Genomic DNA, 17,945 nt, shown 5'->3' on the forward strand with positions numbered 1-17,945 from the left:
GGCGCACCTTAACAAGCGATGTTAATGACTGCAAATGTGATATAAATCGCGGTTTTATACTGATATTGTTAACTTTTTTATTGAAGTTGTTGCAATGATGTTTGATTGTCGGGGTGTCAACAGGGGATGTTTTTAGCGTTTAGGAACCGTTTAGTTTTTTGACTAAACATAAACTGAACGAGGCGGGGATAGTGATTTGAGATGAATTAATTGGGTTTCTAATAATTTCCAAAAATGTTTCGCCTGTCACACAAAACAACAAAGCCTTACATTTCGAGCGATGAATATACGTTCAATCGCGCAGGCCGGTTTCCCTTCCATGTCATTTTTCTGACACGTTTATTCTTTACGTTGTTGGCTTCACTAACTGGATGCTAACAATATGAAAAGAAAAATTATTCCTGTGCTAATCGGCTGTGCGCTCTCTTTCTCTGGCCTGGCGGCGCAGCCTACTGCTGAGCGCTATGTCGTCAGCTTCCCTGAAGGCTCCCACGTGAGCTACAGCGGCGCGTTTGCCAGCGCCTTTCCGAACGGACTCCCCGTGGGCATTGGCTCCGGCCTGCTGTTTACGGGCAAGCAGGGCGACGCCCTGACCTTTGCGACCGTGACCGATCGCGGTCCAAACGCCGATGCGCCAAAAATGGGTAAAAACGAAGCCAAAATATTTGTCACACCTGATTTCGCGCCGCTGCTGATGACCATCCGCGTTCAGAACGGCAAAGCGGAGGCTGTCGACGCCCGCCCGCTGCATGATGATAAAGGCGAGATTAACGGTCTGCCGCTGCAAAGCGGCGTGATTGGCTCCACCAATGAAGTGGCGTTCAGCGATACCCTCAAGATCCTGAAGGGTGACAACCGCGGGCTGGACACGGAAGGCATCACCCCGGACGGCAAAGGCGGCTACTGGCTGTGCGACGAATATGGTCCGTTCCTGATTAACGTCGACAGCAAAGGGAAGATCCTGGCGATCCACGGGCCGCAGGCCGCGGAAGGGGAGAAATCCATCGCGGGCGGCCTGCCAAACATTATCAAATGGCGCCAGGCGAACCGGGGCTTTGAAGGCCTGACCCGGATGCCGGACGGGCGGATTATCGCCGCCGTGCAAAGCACGCTGGATATTGACGGCAAGAGCAAAAAGCAGGCGCTGTTTACGCGTCTGGTGAGCTTCGACCCGGCGACCGGGAAAACGGCGATGTACGGTTACCCTATCGACAGCGCGGCCTACAGCAAAAACAGCGACGCCAAAATCGGCGACATCGTGGCGCTCGATGACCAGCACATCCTGCTGATTGAGCAGGGAAGCGATAAAAACGACGGGATGCGTAACCTGATTTACAAGGTGGATCTCAGCAAGGCGAGCGACCTTTCCGCCTTCGACAAGCCGGGCGAGTACCCGGAGTTTGATGATGAGAAAACCCTGGCGCAGCGCGGCATTACCCTTGCGGCTAAAACGCAGGTCGTCGATCTCCGCGCGCTGGGCTGGCAGCAGGAAAAGGCCGAAGGGCTGGCGCTGATCGACAGCAAAACGCTTGCGGTAGCGAACGATAACGACTTTGGCGTAAAGGTGGCGATGCAAAACCCGGTCGAGGGCAAGAAGCTCAAGGATTATCGGGTGAACGCGAAAGGCAAGCTGACGCTGGATGATAAGCCGGTGGAAACCACGCTCAGCGTGAAGCCGCTGAAGAAGCCGGAGTCGGACAGCGAGCTGTGGATTGTGACGCTGCCGGAGGCGGTGAAATAAGTATCCCCACAAAATAATGCCTGCACAGACGCCCCCTCTCCCTTGAGGGAGAGGGCTGGGGTGAGGGGGAACATACGGCTCTAGTGGTCATTCCGTTCACTTCATGTTCCTTGCTACTCTGTAACGGCATGACCGGTGAACGTGCCAGGGTGGCTCAATCGCCACCACCCTGGCGACCCGGGCTCCCGGCGGTAAATCGCCGCTTCGCGGTGCCCTCAGCTTATTCCTTCAGGCTATCGGGTCGGGCATGAGCCTGCATCCCTGCAGGCCACGCCCTCTCGGCGCATCCCTGCGCCTCGCCCCGGCCTTACGGAAACGCTTCGGCGATTTACAGCCGGACCAGGGCATCGCTGTGAGCCACTAATTTTTCTGAAGCAACATTCATCGCTTCAGGTTAAAAAATTACCGGGGATCCCTCAGCCCCACAGGGGAGAGGAGATGCATAGCGGTTATTTCTTCAGGCCCGCAAACGCCGCCCGAATTTCCTCTTCCGGCAGCTGTATGCCTATAAATACCATCACGCTGTGCGGCGCTTCCTCGCCCCAGGGTCTGTCCCAGTCTGCGCTGTACAGGCGCTGTACGCCCTGGAACAGCAGGCGGTTCGGCTCGCCGTCAATCCACAGCATCCCTTTGTAGCGCAGCAGCTTGTCGGCAAACGACAGCAGCAGGTTTTCCATCACGCGCGAAACCTCGCCGATGTCCACCGGGTAGTCCAGCTCCACCACTATCGACGCCACGTCGTTTTGCCTGTCTCCCATAAAGTGGAAGCGCGGTTTTGCGGTGACGTTCTCCTCCAGCATAAAGCCGTTGGTGTTGAACAGCTGAGACAGATCGATGTCGCCATGCGTCACCGTGTAAACCGGCGCGCGGGAGTTAATGCGCGTCAGGCGCTCGCGCAGTTTTTCGCTTTCGCCCGCCACGTCGGTTTTGGTCAGCAGGATGCGGTCGGCGTAGCCCACCTGAGACTGGGCGATGGTGAACTGGTTCATCTGCTCGTCGGCGTGAACCGCGTCGACCAGGGCAATCACGCCGTCCAGCAGGTAGCGCTGGCAGAGGATTTCGTGAGAGAAAAAGGTCTGAATAATCGGGCCGGGGTCGGCCATGCCGGTGCACTCGATCACCAGGCGGTCAAAGTCGATCTCGCCGCGATCGCGGCTGTCGAGCAGATCCAGCAGGGCGTCTTCTAATTCGTTAGAGCGGGTGCAGCAGATGCAGCCGTTGGTCAGGGTTTTGATCTGGGTGGCGCGATCGCCGATCAATTGATCGTCAACGGAGACCTCGCCGAATTCGTTTTCGATGACGGCGATTTTGAAGCCGTGCTGTTCGTTCAGGATGTGGCGCAGCAGGGTGGTTTTACCGGCGCCGAGGAAACCGGTCAGCAGGGTAACGGCAATCGGGGTCATGGTCTCTCCTTTAGCAGCAGCGAACGCCGCCTTCTCCACTTCCGCCGTAGCGCGCTTCCTGGCGCTCGCGGAAGAATTCGGTGTAGGTCATGTACGGCTTATCCGGATGGTTGGTCTTCATGTGCTCAACGTAGTTGTCATAGTCCGGAATGCCAATCAGCATTTTCGCCGCCTGACCGAGGTATTTTTTTGCTTCGCCTAAGTTACCAAACATTGTGGGTTCCAGACAGAAAAAGCCCGGCGATGTGAGTCCGCTGGGCTTATGTTCCTCTCACCCCAGCCCTCTCCCAAAGGGAGAGGGGGAGGATTGCGGATTAATGGTGTGAAGAGGTCTTCACGCCGCCTTCCGGCACCGGCACGTACGGGGTTTCTTTATCCGTACGGCCGTCGGCGTTACGCACGTTCAGCCAGGTTTTGATGCCGTAGAAGATGATGCTGTACACCACCACCAGGAACAGAATGCTCAGACCCGCGTTGGTGTAGTTGTTCACCACGATATGGTTCATGTTGGCAATCTGCTGCGCGGTCAGGTCCGCGCCGCCTGCGGCAATCTTCTCTTTGTACTGGTTAGCCATGAAGAAGAAGCCTTCCAGCTGCGGGTTGGCGCTGAACAGCTTCAGGCCAAGCGCCCAGGTGGTGCAGAGCAGCAGCCACAGCGCAGGAACAACGGTTACCCAGATGTATTTGGTGCGCTTCATCTTCACGAGGACCACGGTACCGAGCACCAGAGCAACGGCTGCGAGCATCTGGTTAGAGATACCGAACAGCGGCCACAGGCTCTTCACGCCGCCGAGCGGGTCGACAACGCCCTGATACAACAGGTAGCCCCACAGGCCTACGCAGCCCGCAGTACCCAGAATGCCCGCCACCAGAGAGTCGGTTTTCTTCAGGAACGGCACGAAGTTACCGAGCAGGTCCTGCAGCATGAAGCGGCCCGCACGGGTACCGGCGTCCAGCGCGGTCAGGATGAACAGCGCTTCGAACAGAATACCGAAGTGGTACCAGAAGCCCATGTCCGCCCACGGCAGCACCTTGTGGAACACGTGTGCGATACCCACCGCCAGCGTAGGCGCGCCACCGGCGCGGTTCAGCACGGACGGTTCGCCGATGTCCTTCGCCGTCTGCATAATCTGCTCAGGCGAAATCACGAAGCCCCAGGAGCTGACGGTCGCCGCCGCGTGTGCGCTCGCGTCCTTCAGCTGCGCCATAATCAGCGCCGCGTTGTCACCGCCCATTTCGTGCAGGTTTGGCATGGTGATGCCGAGGCCAGCAGGCGGGGTGTTCATCGCGAAGTAGAGACCCGGTTCGATAATGGAGGCTGCAACCAGCGCCATGATCGCCACGAAGGACTCCATCAGCATCGCGCCGTAGCCGATCAGACGCGCGTCTTTCTCGTTCGCCAGCAGCTTAGGCGTGGTACCGGAGGCAATCAGGGCGTGGAAGCCGGAGACCGCACCGCAGGCGATGGTGATAAACAGGAACGGGAACAGGGCGCCTTTCCACAGCGGGCCGGTGCCGTCGATGTACTGCGTGACCGCAGGCATTTTCAGATCCGGGTTAATCACCAGGATGCCGATCGCCAGACCGACGATAACGCCGATTTTGAGGAAGGTCGCGAGGTAGTCACGCGGGGCCAGAATCAGCCAGACCGGCAGCAGCGCGGAGATAAACGCATAGCCAATCAGCGCGAAGGTAATGGTGGTGTCCTTGAAGGTCAGCGCCGGGCCCCAGTAAGGGTCGTGCGCAATCACGCCGCCGAAGTAGATGGAGGCTACCAGCAGCACGATACCAATCACCGACACTTCACCCACGCGTCCCGGACGCAGGAAGCGCATGTAGATACCCATGAACAGCGCAATCGGCACGGTTGAGCAGACGGTGAAGACGCCCCACGGACTTTCGGCCAGCGCTTTCACCACGATCAGGGCCAGCACCGCTAGGATGATGATCATAATCAGGAAGCAGCCGAACAGAGCGATCGTCCCCGGCACGCGGCCCATCTCTTCTTTGACCATCTCACCCAGAGAGGCGCCGTTACGGCGAGAAGAGATAAACAGCACCATAAAGTCCTGCACCGCACCCGCCAGCACCACGCCGGCGAGCAGCCACAGGGTACCCGGCAGGTAGCCCATCTGCGCGGCCAGCACCGGGCCCACCAACGGGCCCGCGCCCGCGATAGCGGCAAAGTGGTGACCAAACAGCACGTAGCGGTTGGTTGGCACGTAGTTCAGGCCGTCATTGTTAATGACCGCCGGAGTGGCGCGCGTCGGGTCGAGCTTCATGACCTTCTGCGCGATGTACAAGCTGTAGTAGCGATAAGCAACAAGATAGACGGAAACCGACGCGACCACGATCCACAGGGCGCTTACGTGTTCGCCCCGGCGTAATGCGACAACCGCCAGACAAAAAGCGCCGAGGATCCCGAGTAAGGCCCAGGGCACGTGCTTCAGTAGTTTTTTAGTATCCATAGTAAGACCTGGTTTTTTATGTAAAGAAAAAAGGGTCAGGGTTCGTTGTGAGGAGGTATTGATTAATGCTGGAGCGATCGTGCCAGATCCTCGCGCGTGTAAAGGACGGTAAATGAATGAGTGGTTGAAAGTGCCGGGTGAGTGGTCAAAGGGGGCGACGAGCGGTTCCGGCTCGCCGCCAGGGGGCGAAATTATGTGATTGAGATCACTTGATTATTCGGGTTACGCTCCACCGCCAGATAGTTCTCCAGCGTTCTAATCAGTTTTTCCTTCAGCCAGTTCGGCTCCAGAATCTGAATGTGGGGCAGCCAGTAGAACAGCAGCGGCAGGATCTGGTTTTCGTGCGCCGCCTGGCAGCGCAGCGTGACGCCGCCCTGCTGCTCCTCCAGCAGCTCCTGTTCCGGCAGAAGATCGCGGCGCAGGAAGTAATGTGAAATATTATCCTTGATAAATATTTTCACCGCGAAAGTATTTTCAGACACCCAGGGGTCGAGACTTTTCTCCAGCAGCTCCAGGACATTTTCTTCGGGCGTGAAGGTCGTTTTCTGAATATCAAACCAGCTAATCTGGCTCAATGAGAAGGATTTCAGGCGGCTATTTTCGGTGGCTTGTAAATACCATATATTTTTTTTGTTAATGAGTTTATAGGGATTAATCAGACGGGTTTTTCCCTTATAAACGATCTGACAAACATTATGGTTTTTAATCGATTTCTCGATTTTCGTTAAATGACGGCGAATATCGCGTTCTACCGTGTGTTCTGCCTCATTGCCAAGAATAAGAATATGGTTTTCGTCAACGCGCGTTTCAAGCTTTTGCCAGAATTCCATGTTTCTTTCAGGGAAAAAGCTGTCAGCATTCAGGAAGTTAGCAAGGGTGTGATGTAAGCCTTGTCCGCCGGGCGATTGCGCAGAATGGATCAGCCGATATAGCCCGTTACCGGTATGTTCAACAATGGGAGAGAGGGCATTTAAATCCCGGTAGACGGTACGCTCGGTAATTTTAAATTTCTCCATTAGCGCACTGCGGTTTACCACACCGTTTAAATGTAGCTCAACCAGAATATCGACCAGACGTTCAGCCGAGCGGCTCCGCGTCGTTTTAGCCATAAGGTCATCCTGTATATTTAGGTATGCGCTGAATGATGCGGATGCACTGACAAAGGGTGTCAGTATTCAGTCACAGAAAATTTCTCTTATGGTTATATAACGGCGTGATTTAGCGGAAACCTTAGGAGTTTTTGTAGAAAGCGGCGCTGGCCGGAAAAAAAGGCCAGCGCGAGGGGGGATCACACGGCGGCTTCCGCCTCCAGCATGACCGGGTGGAAACGGCGCTTGAAGTAGATCAGACCGTGTCCCGCGTCACTCAGAATGATGTTCTTAACTTCAACAAGGTAGACAAGATGCGTGCCGATGGTTTGCACCTGGCTAATCTCGCCTTCAAGGCTGGCGAGCGCGCCCTTGAGCACCGGCTGCCCCAGCGGGCCTTTCTGCCAGCAGGAGAAGGCAAAACGCTCCTCCATCGTCATACCGGTCATCCCGGCGAAATGGCGAGCCATGATCTCCTGCTCGTGGTTCAGTACGTTAACGCACATCCTGCCGTTGCCCTGAAATACCGGGTTCATGGCGCTGTTGGCGTTGATGCACACCATAACCGACGGCGGGGTGTCCGTCACCGAACAGACGGCTGTAGCGGTAATGCCGCAGCGGCCCGCCTCGCCCTCGGTGGTGACCACATTAACCGCCGCCGACAGGCTGCTCATTGCGTCGCGAAAACGCAGGCGTTGTTCATCTGAATGCATTGCAACCTCCCGCTGCGCTATTTCAGCAGCTTGTCGAGCATGTTGATATCGCTGTTGTTGTGCAGGTGCGGCACCGTCCAGCCGTGCTGGTCGTACTCGGACATGCAGCGGTCGACCATCGCCATCATTTTGTCCATGTTGCCAGAGCTCTGCGCCTGGCGCAGACACTGCAGGCGGATCTCATCCTGGCTGCCGGAGTAGTTGATTTCGTACAGCTCGTGACGGCCGCCAAACTCGCTGCCGATGGCGTCCCACATCAGCTTCAAAATCTTGATGCGTTCGACGTGATCCATGCCGTTGGAGCCGCGCACGTACTTCGCCAGATACTGGTCGATCTGCGGGTTGTTCAGATCCCGGGCGCTGGACGGCAGGTAGATCAGCCCGGACGTCACGTTACGCTCGATGATGTTCTTGATCTTCGCGTAGGCCATCGGCGCCATCACGCGGTAGGTTTGTAGCGCGGCGTGATCCGGCAGATACGCGCCGTTGACCCACGGGGTGGCTTCGGAGCACATGGAGTCGCTCAGCGCCCAGAACATGTTGCGCCAGGCCACCACTTCGCCGAGATCCGCCTGCACGCCGCGGAACTCCAGGGTGCCGGTGCACTCCAGGGATTTCTTCAGCAGGGCGGTGATGAAGTCGAGCTTTACCGCCAGACGCACGCAGGCCTGCAGCGGGTACATCCGCGCAAAGCCGCCTTCCATCGTCCAGCGACGGCAGCGGTCGAAATCGCGGTAGATCAGCACGTTTTCCCACGGGATCAGCACATGATCCATCACCAGGATCGCGTCGTTCTCGTCGAAGCGGCTGGAGAGCGGGTAGTCGTACGGGGATCCGGTTGCGCCTGCCACCATCTCGTAAGAGGCGCGGGAGATCAGCTTCACGCCTTCGGCATCCATCGGCGCGACGAACATCAGCGCGAAGTCCGGGTTTTCGCCCATCACCTGCGCGGAGCCGAAGCCGATCATGTTGTAGTGGGTCAGCGCCGAGTTGGTTGCCACCACTTTCGCGCCGCTGACGATAATCCCGGCGTCGGTCTCTTTCTCCAGCTTGATGTAGACGTCTTTCACCTCGTCCGCCGGCTTGTGGCGGTCGATCGGCGGGTTAACGATGGCGTGGTTGAAGTACAGGCCGGTTTCCTGAATGCGGGTGTACCAGTTGCGGGCGTTCTGTTCGAACTGGCCGTAGAAGGCCGGGTTGGCGCCGAGCGCGCAGCCGAACGCGGCTTTGTAGTCCGGCGTGCGGCCCATCCAGCCGTAGCTCAGGCGCGACCACTCGGCGATGGCGTCGCGCTGCTGGCGCAGGTCGTCGGCGCTTTTCGCCACGCGGAAGAACTTGTGGGTATAGCCGCCGCTGCCGGTGTCGGTGCCCCAGCAGAGCGTGTCCTGCATCTCCGGCTTGTGCAGCGCGTCGTACATCTGTGCGATGGAGGCCGCCGCGTTGCGAAACGCCGGATGGGTGGTGACGTCTTTGACGCGCTCGCCGTAGATATAAATCTCACGGCCGTCCTGCAGGCTTTTTAAATACTCTTCGCCGGTTAACGGACGTTTGGCATCAGCGCGGAAATCTTCAGGCTTCATAGGGACCTCGTATCGGAATAAGGTTGTTAAATTTATGTTTTGTTTTTGTTGTTTAATTGAAGCCTGAGAGGGGCGGAACGTGAAGGGACGATTGGGACAACGACGGGTACTTTTCGCGAGAGGTCGCAGAGTGTGATTTCCCTCACCCTAACCCTCTCCCAAAGGGAGAGGGGACGGTTACTCCCTCCCCCTTTGGGAGAGGGCCGGGGTGAGGGGAACAGGCGACACCGGTACTTTCTGCGCCCGATACGCGCTAGGCGAGCATCCCACTAAGCGATTAAAAAACCGGGCAAAATAGGCCGGGTCCTTAAACCCCAGCTGCCAGGCAATGTCGCTGACCGCGCTGTCGGAGAAGAGCAGCAGCCGCCTGGCTTCCCGCAGCTGGCGGTCGAAGATCAGCCGCTTCGGTGGGCGGTTGGCGAAGCGGCGGCAGATATCGGTCAGGCGGGATTCGGTCAGGTGCAGCTCGCTGGCGTATTCCGGCACCGTCCAGTGCTGGTGGTAATGAACGTCAATCAGCTGGGTAAAGCGCTGGAACAGCTTCAGCTCGCCGCGCATGCCGCCCGAAGCGTGGTCGTCGAGCTTCGCGTTGCGCAGCAGCAGGGTAAACACCGCCTGCGCCAGCAGGACCAGAGTATGTTCGCGACCCGGCAGCTGTTCCGTGGATTCCCGGGCGATAAGCTGCCAGTAGTGCTTCAGCGCCGCCAGCTCGTCCGGCCTGTCGGCCAGCGAGAGGCAGATCCCCGGCAGGCCAAACGCTTCCCGCGTGCCGGGATAGAGCACCTCCAGCAGCGGCCAGATCAGATCCTCGCGCACCGTCAGCACGTGTCCGTCGCTGTCGGATTCGGTGATAAACGCGTGCGGCACCGACGGCGGCGTGAGGACGAACAGCGGGGCCTGCACCGAGTAGCGGTGATCGTCGAGCTGGAGCTCAATCTGCCCTGTATCGAGAAAGTGCATCTGAAAATACTGGTCGTGACGGTGCGCCTGCATGTCGCGGCCAAAAAAGGCCGCCATGCGCGCGAACGACTGGTAGTGCACATCGTCAGTGCCCAGACTTTCGTCGTACTCCTTGCTGATATCAATGTTGGCGATAGGGCTCTGGCACATGCTCGTTCCTCTGTTGATCCCGCTGCGTCATCGGAATGCGCGTCAGCACCAGCGCGCCGACCACCAGCAGCCCGGCCACAAACCACAGTCCGGAGCTGAAGCTGCCGGTCGCATCACGCAGAATGCCGATCAGCAGCGGGCTGACGGCGGATCCGACGTTGCCGATCGCGTTGATCACCGCCAGCGCCACCGCGCGGGACTGCAGGCTAATCACCCGATCCGGCGTGGTCCAGAATATCGCCATGGCGGTAAAGGATCCGGTTGAGGCCATAATGATGCCAAGCAGCTGGATCAGGCTGTGATCGGTGGCCGAGGCCAGCATCCATCCCGCCGCGGCGAACAGGTACGGCAGGATGGTGTGCTTTTTTCGCTCTTTCAGCCTGTCGGAGCGTCGGCTCCACCAGATCATCCCGAGAATGGTGCAAAACTGCGGGATCGCCGCCAGCAGACCGATGACGATATTGCTGCTCCCCGTGTTAAAGCTTTGCAGGATCTGCGGCGTCCAGATGTTGATGGCGCTGAGCGTGTTGGTCAGGCAGAAGTAGGCCAGCGTGTAGAGCAGCACCGCCGGGGTCAGCACTTCGCGCAGCGTCGATCGCGGCGTGACGGACTGGGCAATGGCGACCTCCTGCTCGCGGGCGATCATCGTTTTCAGCGCCTGCTTTTCGTCGTCGTCGAGCCAGGTGGCTTGATCCGGCGTGTCGTTGAGGTAAAACCAGGTCACCACGCCGAGCACCACCGACGGCAGCCCCTCCAGCAGGAACAGCCACTGCCAGCCCTTCAGGTTCCACAGCCCATCCATCGCCAGAATGTAGCCGGAGAGGATCGAGCCGAGCATCATGGTCACCGGCATGGCGATCATAAACAGCGCGTTGGCGCGGGCGCGGTGATAGGCCGGGAACCACCATGTGAGGTAGACCAAAATCCCCGGCAGGAAGCCCGCTTCGGCAATGCCTACCAGCATGCGCAGAACGTAGAGCGTTTCAGGGCTGGTGGCAAACATGGTGCAGGTGGAGGCGATGCCCCACACCACCATGATCCCGGCGATCCAGCGCCGCGCGCCGATCTTCGCCAGCATGATGTTGCTCGGGATCCCGCACAGCACGTAGGTGACGTAAAACAGCGTCGCGGCCAGGCCAAACATGGTCGACGTGAGGCCCAGATCTTTGCCCATCGTCAGCCCGGCAAAGCCGATGTTGATACGATCGAGAAACGAAAAGACAAACAGGATAAAGAGAAAGACGATCAGGCGTCGGAACAGCTTGTTAATGGCGCGATGTTCAACAGCTTTATTATCATGGGTTTGCAGGGTAGAGGTCGTCATGGTGCGCTCCAGATCTTACGTTTAGTAGACGGATTTATTGTTATTAACTGACGTAACCGGTTGTTCGATAAAGCGTGCCGCCAGCGCTTCGGCGCCGCGGGCGAGCAGGGTGGTGTCGACGCCGACGGCGACAAACAGCGCGCCAAGCTCGAGGTAGCGTTTCGCCAGCGGCTCGTTCGCCATCAGGATGCCGGGGGCTTTGCCCGCGCTGAGGATCTGCGCGATAGCCTGCTCGATGGCGGCCTGCACCTCCGGGTGCTGCGGATTGCCGGCAAAGCCCATGTCGGCGCTCAGATCCGCCGGGCCGATAAACACGCCGTCGACGCCTTCAACGTCGAGGATCTGCGGCAGATTTTTTAGCGCCTCGCGGGTTTCAATCTGCACCAGCACGCACATGGCGTCGTTGGCCTGCTGCAGGTAATCCGGGATGCGGTTCCAGCGCGAGGCGCGCGCCAGGGCGCTTCCGACCCCGCGAATGCCCGCGGGCGGGTAGCGGGTGGCACGTACCGCCAGCCGCGCTTCGTCGGCGTTTTGCACCATCGGCACCAGCAGGGTTTGCGCGCCCACGTCCAGCAACTGTTTGATCTGCACCGGGTCGTTCCACGACGGGCGCACCACCGGCTGGCTGGGATAGGGCGCGATGGCCTGTAACTGGGCTAAGACGGTTTGCACGCTGTTCGGCGCGTGCTCGCCGTCGATCAGCAGCCAGTCGAAGCCTGCCCCGGCCAGCAGCTCGGCGCTGTAGCTGCTGGTGAGCCCCAGCCATAAACCGATTTGCGGACAGCCCGACTTCAGCGCCGCTTTGAATGCGTTTTGCATGGTTATCTCCTTACACAAAGCGGCAGCTGATGGAGCCCATGTTGCCGTAGTCGACGTGGAAGGTGTCGCCTCTGCTGGCGGGCACCGGGCGGGTAAACGAGCCGCCGAGAATAATCTGGCCGGGCTCAAGCTGCACGTCGTACGGTGCCAGCTTGTTCGCCAGCCACGCCACGCCGTTCGCCGGGTGGTTAAGCACGCCTGCGGCGACGCCGGTCTCTTCGATCACGCCGTTGCGGTAGAGCAGGGCGGAGATCCAGCGCAGATCCAGCTCGTCGGGCTTAATCGGACGGCCGCCGAGGATCACCCCCGCGTTGGCGGCGTTATCGGAGATGGTATCGAACACCTTGCGCGGGCGCTGGGTTTCCGGGTCAACGTTGTGGCAGCGGGCGTCGATCAGCTCCAGCGCGGGGATCACATAGTCCGTGGCGTTGTAGACGTCGAAGATGGTGCAGTTCGGGCCGCGCAGCGGTTTTGCCAGCACGAAGGCCAGCTCCACTTCGATGCGCGGGACGATGAAGCGATCGACCGGGATGTCGCTGCCGTCGTGGAAGAACATGTCGTCCAGCAGCGCGCCGTAGTCCGGTTCGCTAATCTGCGAGCTGGCCTGCATCGCTTTGGAGGTCAGGCCGATCTTGTGGCCCTTCAGCACGCGGCCTTCGGCGATCTTCAGGCTGACCCATTCGCGCTGTACGGCGTAGGCGTCGTCGATGGTGATCGTCGGGTAGTCAAGGGAGATCTGGCGGATCTGCTCCCGGGACTGTTCCGCCTGATGCAGACGATGGGCGATCAGGGTATGGGTATGTTTGTCGAGCATGGCGATATCCTGTTTTACGTTTGTTTTCTCCCTCTCCCCGTGGGAGAGGGACGGGGTGAGGGCATCAGGCCGCAGAGATTTCCCCTCACCCTAACCCTCTCCCAAAGGGAGAGGGGACGGTATTACTTAAACAACGCGTGAACGTTGTTTTGTTTGTAATTGAGCGTCGGATGCAGCTCGTCGAGCTCGAACGACAGCGCCAGATAGCGGCTCGCCATTAGCGCCGAGAAGTGCGTTTTGATCAGCGCAAACAGCATCTCCCCCACGGCTTCCCGGCTCTCCAGGCTGCGCCCGGCGCCAATCTTCAGCGTCATATGCACAAAGGCGTAATCGTGCCTGCCGTCGGCCATCTGCCAGGTGTCCAGCCAGTGGGCGCGGCTGCGGATGCCGCCGATGGGGAAGATGCCCGTGGCGGCCAGCGCCTCATTCACTTTGGCAAACAGCCCCGGCAGGTCGGCCTGCTCGCGGATATTGTCGGTACATTCAGCAATAAAGTGCGGCATGGTGGCTCCTTACGCGGGCAGCGGGAAAACGGCGTTGACCTGGCCGGTGCCGGAGCTGGCGAACAGCTCGGTGAGGAACTCCACCTTGCCGTCGTATTTGTCCCAGCCGAGCATCCCCAGCAGCATCACCGTGTCGTGCATGTTGCCCTCGCCGTAGCAGTAGTCGGCGTACTCCGGCAGCATGCTGCAAAACTCTTTGAACTGCCCCTCGCGCCACAGCTTCACCACGCGTTCGTCCATCTGGCGGTCGAACTCGCGGGTGTAGCTGTTCATCCCTTCTTCCGCGCGCTGGTCGTCGATAAAGCGGTGCGACAGCGAGCCGCTGGCGAGCACCGCCACGGTGCCGTCGTATTTTTCGATGGCGCTGACGATGGCCTCGCCCAGCCTGCGGCTGTCGGCGAAGTCGTGGACCGTGCAGAACGCCGAGATGGAGACCACTTTGAAGTGTTTATCCGCGTTCATGTAGCGCATCGGCACCAGCGTGCCGTACTCCAGCTTGAGGCTCGGGATGTTGTGCGCTTTGGCGCGCACGCCGAGCTTCACCGCCTCGTCGGCAATCAGCTGGCCGAGCGCCGGGTTGCCGTCGTAGTCGTAGGTCATGTCGCGGATAAAGTGCGGCAGCTCGTTGCTGGTGTAGACGCCCGCAAAATGGTCCGCACAGTTGATGTGGTACGCGCTGTTCACCAGCCAGTGGGTGTCGAACACGATGATGGTGTCCACGCCCAGCTCGCGGCAGCGCTTGCCAATCTCTTTATGCCCGTCGATGGCCGACTGGCGGCAGCCGTGGTTTTTCCCCGGCAGCTCGGAGAGGTACATCGACGGAACGTGAGTGATTTTTGCCGCTAACGCTAATTTACCCATGGTCAGATCCCCCACTTTGGAATCGGATGGTCGCCCATGGAGATGCAGACGTTCTTCATCTCCGCGAACACTTCGAAGCTGTACTCGCCGCCCTCGCGGCCGGTGCCGGAGGCCTTCACGCCGCCAAACGGCTGGCGCAGGTCGCGCACGTTCTGGGTGTTGACGAACACCATCCCCGCTTCGATATTCCGCGCCAGGCGCAGCACTTTGCTGACGTCCTGGGTCCAGATGTACGACGCCAGGCCGTACTCCACGTCGTTCGCCAGGCGCAGGCCTTCTGCTTCGTCCTTAAACGGCAGCAGGCAGGCCACCGGCCCGAAGATCTCCTCCTGCGCCACGCGCATGCGGTTGTCGACGTCCGCCAGCACGGTTGGTCGCAGGAAATTGCCGCCCTTCAGGTGCGCAGGCAGGTCGGTCGGTTTGTCCGGGCCGCCCGCCAGCAGGGTTGCACCCTCTTCAATGCCGAGGCGGATGTAGCCGGAGACTTTCTCCCAGTGCTGCTTGCTGATGAGTGCGCCGATCTGGGTGTTCGGATCGGTCGGGTCGCCCACGCGCAGGCGGTTGGCGCGTTCGGCAAAGCGCTTCACGAATTCCGGGTAGATGCTCTGCTGGATAAAGATGCGCGAGCCCGCGGTGCAGCGCTCGCCGTTGATGGAGAAGATGGTGAACAGGGCGGCGTCCAGCGCGCGCTCGATGTCGGCATCTTCAAAAATCAGCACCGGGGATTTGCCGCCCAGCTCCATGGAGTATTTCTTCAGCCCGGCGTTTTTCATGATGTTGCGCCCGGTGGCGGTGCCGCCGGTGAAGGAGACGGCGCGCACGTCTTGATGGCGCACCAGCGCGTCGCCTGCCGTCGCGCCGTAGCCCTGCACCACGTTGAGCACGCCCGCCGGAATGCCCGCCTCCAGCGCCAGCTCGCCCAGACGGTCGGCGGTCAGCGGGGAGAGTTCAGACATCTTCAGCACCGCGGTGTTTCCGAGTGCCAGGCACGGCGCGACCTTCCAGGTGGCGGTCATAAACGGCACGTTCCACGGCGACACCAGCGCGCAGACGCCCACCGGCTGCACCAGGGTGTAGTTGAGCATCTTGTCGTCGACCGGGTAGGTTTTGCCGTTCATCTGCTGGCACACCTCGGCGAAGAACTCGAAGTTGTGTGAGGCGCGCGGGATCAGCACGTTTTTGGTCTGGTGGATCGGCAGGCCGGTGTCGGCGGTTTCCATGGCGGCGATCTCGGGCACGTTCTGGTCGATCAGGTCACCCAGACGACGCATCAGGCGTGCGCGCTCCTTCATCGGCAGGTTGGCCCATTTCGGGAACGCCTCTTTGGCGGCAGCGACGGCCTGGTGAACTTCAGCTTCATCGCCGGCGGCGACTTCCGCTAATACCTCGCCGGAGGCCGGGTTGGTAGTGTGGAAGTACTCGCTTCCGGCGACGTTTTTACCGTTGATCCAGTGGTTAATCTTTTTCATTTTGCAGTCTCCTCGCTGACAATCCGGTTCACCAGGCGTCCCACGCCTTCCACTTCCACCACCACTTCATCGCCCGGCACCACGTCGGATAGCCCCTTCGGCGTGCCGGTGGCAATCATGTCGCCCGGCTGCAGGGTCATAAAATCGCTCAGGTACGCAATCAGGTACGGGATGCTAAAAATGAGATCGGCGGTGGTGCCTTCCTGGCGCAGCTCGCCGTTGACGAAGGTGCGCAGGGCGAGGTTGTGCGGATCGGGGATGGCTTCTTTTGGCACGATGTTTGGGGAAATGGGGGTCAGCCCGTCCCGGCTTTTCACCCTCAGGTTCGGTCGGTAGTAGTTTTCCAGGTAGTCGCGGATGGCGTAGTCGTTGCAGACCGTATAGCCCGCAACATAGTCCATCGCCTCGGCTTCGCTGACCTTACGCGCGGTTTTACCGATGACCACCACCAGCTCCGCTTCGTAATGCATGTATTCGATATTGTTCGGGCGCACCGACGTCTGGCCGTCGCCGTTGAAGGTGTTCGGGGCTTTGATAAATACCAGCGGCTCGGTGGGCGGCTTGAAGTCCAGCTCGCTGGCGTGGTCGGCATAGTTCAGACCGAGGGCAAACAGCGTGGCGTGCGGCGGCGTGCTGTGCGCAATGGCGACGTCGCGTTCATCCACCACCGGGTTTTCCAGCGGCGGAAAACCTTCCGCCAGAACGCGCACGCGATCGCCCGGGCGGATCTCAACGCGGCTTTGCGGGGTGCCGAGCAGGATCGCATCGCCGGGATTGAGGGTGGCGAACTCGCTCAGGGCGCTCAGCAGTTCGGCGGCGCTGCGCTGAAGATCGGCCGTGCTCCAGTGGTCCGCTTCGCGGCCGTTGATCTCGGTGATGATGGTCAGGTTATCCACGTTATCCACGGTGACCAGCTCGCCGAGCGGGCAAAATCCGTCCCGGCATTTGGCCTTGATGGCCGGGCGGTAGAAGCTCTCTTCCGGCAGGCTCACCTCGTTGGCGAGCGCATAGCCCGCGATGTACTCCGCGGCGTCCTCCACGCGTACCCTGCTGGCGGTTTTGCCCACGACCAGCGCCACCGTCGCGCCGCTCAGCACCGTTTCCCCGTGCGGGAAGGGAATCGGCTCGCCCGCGCGAATCACCGTGTTATGCGGCTTGATAAACCACACCGCCGTTTTCGGCGGCGTGTTGTAGGGCGCTTTTTCAAAGGCCTTACGCCAGGCTTCGCGCTGGCTTTGATGGTTGAGGGCGACGGCAAAAACGGTACCTTTCATTCACATACTCCTCATCCCGGCGGTCCGGGTTATGATTTCATTAATATGTTAATGATCTGGTTTTATGCTTTTGCTGTTTATTTCGCAATCAGAAGTGAAAGATTTGTGATGGGAATAACAATAAATTTACACATTGGGTTTATTGATAATAAAATCATGTGCTTAATAAAATTGACGGGTTTCTGTTAGACTTTTTGACGGAAAACGTATTGTTTATAAAAGCATCTTTTAGTGATTGTTTACTTGTTAATGATGTGAAGGGAGAGGCTATGCATGACTCATTAACCATCGCGCTGCTGCAGGCGCGGGAAGCGGCGATGTCGTACTTTCGCCCGATCGTGAAGCGCCATAATCTGACCGAGCAGCAGTGGCGCATTGTGCGCGTGCTGGCTGAACATCCGTCGATGGATTTTCACGATCTGGCGTTTCGCACCTGCATCCTGCGCCCGAGCCTGACGGGCATTCTGACGCGCATGGAGCGTGACGGCCTGGTGCTGCGCCTAAAGCCGGTGAACGACCAGCGCAAGCTGTACGTGTCGCTGACCAAAGAGGGGAATGCGCTGTATGAACACGCCCAGGCGCAGGTCGAAGAGGCGTATCAGCAGATCGAGGCGGAATACACGCCGGAGAAGATGAAACAGCTGACGGCGCTGCTGGAAGAGTTTATTGAACTCGGAAACCGGCATAACGCAGCGCGGGAAGAAGAGTAAAAACCACAAATTCCAGGATGATTTTCGTAAAGTTTTCCCTTTCCAGGCCGAAAATTCTGTATCTGTCT

16 protein-coding genes are annotated in these 17,945 nt (G+C 59.2%); 2 read left to right on the forward strand and 14 right to left on the reverse strand.

What is annotated here, in order from left to right:
- Positions 1-382 precede the first annotated feature (382 nt).
- Positions 383-1,741: an esterase-like activity of phytase family protein gene (locus tag NWV12_RS02710; RefSeq protein ID WP_048980595.1), complete on the forward strand. Its 1,359-nt coding sequence runs from the start codon at positions 383-385 to the stop codon at positions 1,739-1,741.
- A 449-nt stretch (positions 1,742-2,190) separates the two neighbouring features.
- Here the strand turns inward: NWV12_RS02710 and yjiA are convergent, their stop codons facing one another.
- The 14 genes from yjiA to hpaG all read right to left on the reverse strand — a co-directional run bounded on the left by yjiA (position 2,191) and on the right by hpaG (position 17,167).
- Positions 2,191-3,144 (reverse strand): GTPase, encoded by a 954-nt coding sequence (gene yjiA, locus NWV12_RS02715; RefSeq protein ID WP_039262268.1) that lies wholly within the window; start codon positions 3,142-3,144, stop codon positions 2,191-2,193.
- 10 nt (positions 3,145-3,154) lie between these two features.
- Positions 3,155-3,358, reverse strand: coding sequence for a YbdD/YjiX family protein (locus tag NWV12_RS02720; RefSeq protein WP_003856610.1), 204 nt, complete (start codon positions 3,356-3,358; stop codon positions 3,155-3,157).
- Between the two features lie 100 nt (positions 3,359-3,458).
- On the reverse strand, positions 3,459-5,612 hold the full coding sequence (locus tag NWV12_RS02725) for a carbon starvation CstA family protein (protein ID WP_023334384.1): 2,154 nt from the start codon (positions 5,610-5,612) through the stop codon (positions 3,459-3,461).
- A gap of 191 nt (positions 5,613-5,803) precedes the next feature.
- Positions 5,804-6,721, reverse strand: coding sequence for a YafY family protein (locus NWV12_RS02730; protein ID WP_039262271.1), 918 nt, complete (start codon positions 6,719-6,721; stop codon positions 5,804-5,806).
- 179 nt (positions 6,722-6,900) lie between these two features.
- Positions 6,901-7,413 (reverse strand): 4-hydroxyphenylacetate 3-monooxygenase reductase subunit, encoded by a 513-nt coding sequence (locus NWV12_RS02735; protein ID WP_048978977.1) that lies wholly within the window; start codon positions 7,411-7,413, stop codon positions 6,901-6,903.
- Between the two features lie 17 nt (positions 7,414-7,430).
- Positions 7,431-8,993, reverse strand: a complete 1,563-nt coding sequence (hpaB, locus tag NWV12_RS02740) for a 4-hydroxyphenylacetate 3-monooxygenase, oxygenase component (protein ID WP_033144556.1) — start codon at positions 8,991-8,993, stop codon at positions 7,431-7,433.
- Between the two features lie 177 nt (positions 8,994-9,170).
- The gene (gene hpaA, locus NWV12_RS02745; RefSeq protein WP_045888117.1) at positions 9,171-10,103 is read right to left on the reverse strand and encodes a 4-hydroxyphenylacetate catabolism regulatory protein HpaA; all 933 of its coding nucleotides are present in this window, start codon (positions 10,101-10,103) and stop codon (positions 9,171-9,173) included.
- Complete coding sequence (gene hpaX / locus NWV12_RS02750; protein WP_048978976.1) at positions 10,075-11,427, reverse strand: 4-hydroxyphenylacetate permease; 1,353 nt, start codon at positions 11,425-11,427, stop codon at positions 10,075-10,077. The genes hpaA and hpaX overlap by 29 nt, the downstream gene beginning before the upstream one ends.
- Before the next feature lie 21 nt (positions 11,428-11,448).
- Entirely contained in the window at positions 11,449-12,246 is a 798-nt protein-coding gene (gene hpaI, locus NWV12_RS02755; RefSeq protein WP_048978975.1) for a 4-hydroxy-2-oxoheptanedioate aldolase, read from the reverse strand.
- Positions 12,247-12,256: 10 nt separating this feature from the next.
- Positions 12,257-13,060: a 2-oxo-hept-4-ene-1,7-dioate hydratase gene (gene hpaH / locus NWV12_RS02760; RefSeq protein ID WP_039262280.1), complete on the reverse strand. Its 804-nt coding sequence runs from the start codon at positions 13,058-13,060 to the stop codon at positions 12,257-12,259.
- Positions 13,061-13,182: 122 nt separating this feature from the next.
- Positions 13,183-13,563, reverse strand: a complete 381-nt coding sequence (locus NWV12_RS02765; protein WP_048978974.1) for a 5-carboxymethyl-2-hydroxymuconate Delta-isomerase — start codon at positions 13,561-13,563, stop codon at positions 13,183-13,185.
- 9 nt (positions 13,564-13,572) lie between these two features.
- Entirely contained in the window at positions 13,573-14,424 is an 852-nt protein-coding gene (gene hpaD / locus NWV12_RS02770; protein ID WP_048978973.1) for a 3,4-dihydroxyphenylacetate 2,3-dioxygenase, read from the reverse strand.
- Positions 14,425-14,426: 2 nt separating this feature from the next.
- Entirely contained in the window at positions 14,427-15,893 is a 1,467-nt protein-coding gene (gene hpaE / locus NWV12_RS02775) for a 5-carboxymethyl-2-hydroxymuconate semialdehyde dehydrogenase (RefSeq protein ID WP_048978972.1), read from the reverse strand.
- Complete coding sequence (gene hpaG / locus NWV12_RS02780) at positions 15,890-17,167, reverse strand: 4-hydroxyphenylacetate degradation bifunctional isomerase/decarboxylase (protein ID WP_048978971.1); 1,278 nt, start codon at positions 17,165-17,167, stop codon at positions 15,890-15,892. Before hpaG ends, hpaE begins: the two co-directional genes overlap by 4 nt.
- A gap of 269 nt (positions 17,168-17,436) precedes the next feature.
- On the opposite strand from hpaG, the gene hpaR reads away from it, so the two are divergent.
- On the forward strand, positions 17,437-17,877 hold the full coding sequence (hpaR, locus tag NWV12_RS02785) for a homoprotocatechuate degradation operon regulator HpaR (protein WP_023334396.1): 441 nt from the start codon (positions 17,437-17,439) through the stop codon (positions 17,875-17,877).
- Positions 17,878-17,945: the final 68 nt, after the last annotated feature.

The sequence above is a fragment of the Enterobacter sp. Crenshaw genome, assembly GCF_024734705.1.
Classification (GTDB): Bacteria; Pseudomonadota; Gammaproteobacteria; order Enterobacterales; family Enterobacteriaceae; genus Enterobacter; species Enterobacter asburiae_B.